The sequence below is a fragment of the Anaeromyxobacter sp. PSR-1 genome, assembly GCF_000964525.1.
Taxonomy (GTDB): Bacteria; Myxococcota; Myxococcia; order Myxococcales; family Anaeromyxobacteraceae; genus Anaeromyxobacter.
Genome location: NZ_BAZG01000262.1, coordinates 1 through 4496 on the forward strand (window position 1 = coordinate 1; position 4496 = coordinate 4496).

Here is a 4496-nt window from a genome sequence, read left to right on the forward strand (position 1 = left end):
CGCCGTCCGCGAGGTGGTGATCCCGGCCGAGGCCGCCGAGGCCGCCGATGCCGCCGACGAGGCGGGTGCGGAGGTCCGCGAGGTCGACTCCTCGGCCGCCGGCGACGCCGGGGAGGGCGAGGCGTCGCAGGGCGGGCGCCGCAGGCGCCGCCGCCGGGGCGGGAAGCGCCGCCGCCGCCGCGGGGCCGGCGCGTCCGGGCCGGACGGGGGCGCGCAGGTGCCGCCCGCCGAGGCCGGCGGGCAGGGGTGAGCGCGCGGGGGAATCCTCCGCAACACCGCCGCCTTGACCGACCCCACGGCACCCGGTACAACCCGCCGACCATGGCGAGCGAGAAAGCCTCCAACCCGAAGGCCCGTTACCAGCGCATCCTGCTCAAGCTCTCGGGCGAGGCGCTCATGGGCGACGGCAAGTACGGCATCTCGCCGAAGACCCTCACCTCGATCGCCCACGACGTGAAGGACGTGGTGGATCTCGGCGTCGAGGTCGCGCTCACCATCGGCGGCGGGAACATCTTCCGCGGCGTGTCGGGCGCCACCGAGGGGATGGACCGCTCCTCGGCCGACTACATGGGCATGCTCGCCACGGTGATCAACTCGATGGCGCTGCAGGACGCGCTCGAGAAGATCGGCGTGCCCACCCGCGTGCAGTCCGCCATCGAGATGCACCAGGTGGCCGAGCCGTACATCCGCCGCCGCGCCATCCGCCACCTGGAGAAGGGGCGGGTGGTGATCTTCGCGGCCGGCACCGGCAACCCGTACTTCACCACCGACACCGCCGCCTCGCTCCGCGCCATGGAGATCCACGCGGACGTGCTGCTCAAGGCGACCAAGGTGGACGGCGTCTACACCGACGATCCGAAGAAGAACCCGTCGGCGACCAAGTTCAAGCAGCTCAGCTACATCGACGTGCTGAAGAAGAACCTGAAGGTGATGGACTCCACCGCCATCAGCCTCTGCATGGACAATGACCTCCCCATCGTCGTGTTCGACCTCACCCAGCGCGGGAACGTGCGCAAGGTGGTGCTCGGCGAGGAGATCGGGACCACCGTGGGGCGCCCCAGCGCCCGCAACGCGTAGCCGCGGCAAGGAGACGGCCATGGGCACCATCGCAGACGACATCCTCGGCGACCTGCACGGGCGCATCCTCAAGACGCTCGACCAGCTCCGCACCGACCTCTCGGCGGTCCGCACCGGGCGCGCCTCGCTCCACCTGCTCGACAACGTCCGGGTGGACTACTACGGCACGCCCACCCCGCTGAACCAGGTGGCGACGATGTCCGTGCCCGAGGCGCGGCTCATCGTGGTGAAGCCCTGGGAGAAGTCGATGATCCCGCCGATCGAGAAGGCGATCCGGGACGCGAACCTGGGCCTCAACCCGATGAGCGACAAGGACCTCGTCCGCGTCCCGATCCCCGCGCTCACCGAGGAGCGCCGCAAGGAGATCGTGAAGCAGGTGAAGCACAAGGGCGAGGAGCACAAGATCGCCGTCCGCAACGTGCGCCGCGAGGCGAAGGAGCTCATCGAGGTCGCGGAGAAGGACGGCGACATCTCGGGCGACGACGCCGAGAAGGCGCTCGAGAAGATGCAGAAGGAGACCGACGACGGCGTGAAGAAGATCGACGAGATCGTCGCCGCCAAGGAGAAGGACGTCCTCCAGGTCTGAGCGGGCGCGCCGTGGCCCGCTCCCCCGCCGCGCTCCTCCTGCTCCTCGGCCCGCTGCTCGCGCTCGGCTTCGCCGCCGGCGCGGTGCGCGCGCTCGCCGCCCGCCCCGACCTCCCGGCGCGCCGCCGGCGGGCCCTCTCCGCCGCCTGGGTGCTCCTGCTGCTCGCCGGCGCGCCGCTCTGGCTCGTGGCCGCGGCGCTGCTCGGGATCTGGTGAGCGGGGCCGCCCGGGGCGCCGGCTAGAAGATCATCCCGGCCAGCGCGATCGCCCACAGCGCGTGGCCGATGCCGCCGAACATCGCGAGCCGCCTCGCGGGCGCCGCCGCGGTAGCGAGGTCGCCCGAGGCGACCGCGCCCTCCACCCGGCGCCAGGCCGGCATGGAGGCGAACCCGACCACCAGCAGGCGCGCCAGCGTGGCGGCGAAGCCGACCAGGATGCCGGTGCGCGGGTGGCCGCCGTCGATCCCGATGAGGAGGACGCCGGTCACCAGCACCGCGAAGCCGGCGTACAGGTCGAGCTTCAGCGCCGGGCGGGCGCGGGCCGCGAGCTGCTCCACGAACGGGCGGCCCAGCGCGACCGTGCGCTTCACGTCGCCCGGGACCCACAGCGCCGCGCCGATCCAGGTGGCGGCGGACAGGATGTGCAGGAAGACCAGCAGCTCTCTCACGATGGCGTTCTCCTCGCTGGCGCTGAACCTAGCGCGGGAGGGCGCCGCCGGCCGGTCCCAACCGGGATGCGTCACCCGGCGTGGTGAACTGTCCGTGAATCGGAGGCGGCCCGCACCCGCCCCGCGAGCGGGGGGGCGCGGGCCGCCGGAGCGCCGCAGGGGCGCGGAGACCGCTAGTCCCAGTAGCCGCCGATGCGGCCTTCCACGATGGTGAAGGTCTTGTCGTGGGTGACGCCGGCCGCGTCGGGCACCTCGACGATGCGCGCGAGCACGCCCGCCTCGACGAACGCGCCCAGGCCCATCACGCCGAGGCGCACGCCCAGCGCGCCGCCGTAGCCGATCTTGACCGGCTCCTCGACGAGCGAGTTCACGGTCATGATGCCGCGCAGGTAGACGGGGAACAGCGGCGGCGACACCACCAGCATCGGGCGCAGGTCGATGTCGAAGTCCGAGTTCTTCACGTCGCCCAGGTTCGCGACCGCGCCCAGCTCGAGCTTCAGCATGTCCGCGAAGCCGTAGCCGGCGGTGAGCATCACGTTGGTGGGGATCCGCTCGGTGGGCGACGGATCGATCCGGGCGCCGCTGCCGACCGACAGCTCGAGCAGGCCGCCGGCGCGGGCGGCGGCCGGCGCGCCGAGGAGCGCGAGCGCGAGGACGGACCAGGCGAACTTCGTCATGAAGCCTCCTTCCGCGGCCGCGACGGCGGCCGATCGGGCGGCCGAGTGTATGACGGGCCTCGCGCGCGGCGAAGCGCCGCGCGCGGCGACGGTGCGGGGGGAGGTGGGTGCGGCGCCGCCGCGGTGCGCGCGCGTCAGTAGCGGTAGCCCTGGGCGATGGGGAAGCGGCGCCCCTCGCCGAAGGCCTTCTCGCTCACCTTCAGCACCGGCGCGGCCTGCCGGCGCTTGTACTCGCTCTGCACCACCATGCGCAGCACGCGGCGCACCGTGGCCTCGTCGTGCCCGCGCGCCACGATGGCCTCGAGCGGCCGGCGCTCCTCCACGTACGCCTGGAGGATGTCGTCGAGCACGTCGTACGGCGGCAGCGAGTCCTGGTCGAGCTGGCCGGGCTTCAGCTCGGCCGAGGGCGGCTTCGTGAAGGTGCGCTCCGGCACCAGCGTCCGGCCGGCGCGCGCGTTCGCGGCGCGGGCCACCCGGTACACCAGCGTCTTCGGCACGTCGCCGATGGCGGCGAGGCCGCCGGCCATGTCGCCGTAGAGCGTGCAGTAGCCGACCGCGATCTCGCTCTTGTTGCCGGTGGTGAGCACGAGCGCGCCGGTGTCGTTGGAGATCGCCATCAGGACCTGGCCGCGGATGCGGGCCTGCACGTTCTGGTCGGCGAGGTCGCAGAGCGGCGGCGCGCCGTCGGCGGCGAGCGCCGCGAGGAAGGCGGCGTGCATCGGCTCGATGCCGATCTCGCGGAAGCGGACGCCCAGGTTGCGGGCCAGCTCGGCCGCGTCCTCGCGCGAGTGGCCGGAGCTGTAGCGGGAGGGCATCCCCACCCCGAGGACGTTCTCCGCCCCGAGCGCCTCGGCGGCGATGCAGGCGGTGAGCGCCGAGTCGATGCCGCCCGAGAGCCCGACCACGGCCTGCCGGAACCCGCACTTGCGCACGTAGTCGCGGACGCCCATCACCAGCGCCCGGAGCACCTCGTCCGCCTGCGGGTCCGCGGCCGGCGCCGGCGGCGGCGGCAGCGGGCGGCCGTCGAGGCCGAGCGCGCGCGGCGCGCCGCCGTCCAGGTCGCACACCAGCACCGCCTCCTCGAACAGCGGCGCCCGCGCCAGCACCGCGCCGTCGCGCGCGAGGAGCATCGACCCGCCGTCGAACAGCAGGGCGTCGTTCCCGCCCACCTGGTTCACGTAGGCGATGGGCGCGCCGTGGTCCCGCGCGCTCGCGGCGAGCATGCGCTCGCGGAGCGGCGCCTTGCCCATCGCGTACGGCGAGGCGGAGACGTTCACCACCAGCCCCGCCCCGGCGCGCACCAGGTCGGCGATGGGGTCGCGCGCGTAGCGCGGGCGGTCCCAGAAGCGCTGGTCGTTCCAGATGTCCTCGCAGACCGAGAGGCCGAGCGGCACGCCCAGCCCCTCGGGCGCGGCGGCGGTCGTGGAGGCGCCGGCCGGGAGGAAGTAGCGGGTCTCGTCGAAGACGTCGTAGGAGGGCAGGAGCGACTT

Annotated in this window: 6 protein-coding genes and 1 pseudogene; 4 read left to right on the plus strand and 3 right to left on the minus strand. The window is 73.6% G+C overall.

Going from position 1 to position 4496, the window contains the following annotated elements:
- The 4 genes and pseudogenes from PSR1_RS21865 to PSR1_RS21880 form a co-directional block, all read left to right on the plus strand.
- A pseudogene (locus PSR1_RS21865) lies at positions 1-250 on the plus strand (poly(A) polymerase); the annotation flags it as partial.
- A gap of 71 nt (positions 251-321) precedes the next feature.
- Entirely contained in the window at positions 322-1077 is a 756-nt protein-coding gene (gene pyrH / locus PSR1_RS21870) for a UMP kinase (protein WP_059439458.1), read from the plus strand.
- Positions 1078-1096: 19 nt separating this feature from the next.
- Positions 1097-1663, plus strand: a complete 567-nt coding sequence (frr, locus tag PSR1_RS21875) for a ribosome recycling factor (RefSeq protein WP_059439459.1) — start codon at positions 1097-1099, stop codon at positions 1661-1663.
- 11 nt (positions 1664-1674) lie between these two features.
- Positions 1675-1878, plus strand: a complete 204-nt coding sequence (locus PSR1_RS21880; protein WP_059439460.1) for a hypothetical protein — start codon at positions 1675-1677, stop codon at positions 1876-1878.
- 22 nt (positions 1879-1900) lie between these two features.
- On the opposite strand, the gene PSR1_RS21885 is transcribed toward PSR1_RS21880, so the two are convergent.
- From PSR1_RS21885 to PSR1_RS21895, 3 genes are all read right to left on the minus strand, one after another.
- The gene (locus tag PSR1_RS21885) at positions 1901-2329 is read right to left on the minus strand and encodes a hypothetical protein (protein WP_059439461.1); all 429 of its coding nucleotides are present in this window, start codon (positions 2327-2329) and stop codon (positions 1901-1903) included.
- 173 nt (positions 2330-2502) lie between these two features.
- Positions 2503-3006: a hypothetical protein gene (locus PSR1_RS21890; RefSeq protein WP_059439462.1), complete on the minus strand. Its 504-nt coding sequence runs from the start codon at positions 3004-3006 to the stop codon at positions 2503-2505.
- Between the two features lie 134 nt (positions 3007-3140).
- Positions 3141-4496: NAD+ synthase (locus PSR1_RS21895; protein ID WP_059439463.1), on the minus strand; the 1356-nt coding region annotated here is incomplete at its 5' end.

Excerpts from the sequence above, each read along its gene's own strand:
- pyrH (WP_059439458.1), top strand. The coding sequence starts at position 322 with ATGGCGAGCGAGAAAGCCTCCAACCCGAAGGCCCGTTACCAGCGCATC.
- frr (WP_059439459.1), top strand. The coding sequence starts at position 1,097 with ATGGGCACCATCGCAGACGACATCCTCGGCGACCTGCACGGGCGCATC.
- PSR1_RS21890 (WP_059439462.1), bottom strand. The coding sequence starts at position 3,006 with ATGACGAAGTTCGCCTGGTCCGTCCTCGCGCTCGCGCTCCTCGGCGCG.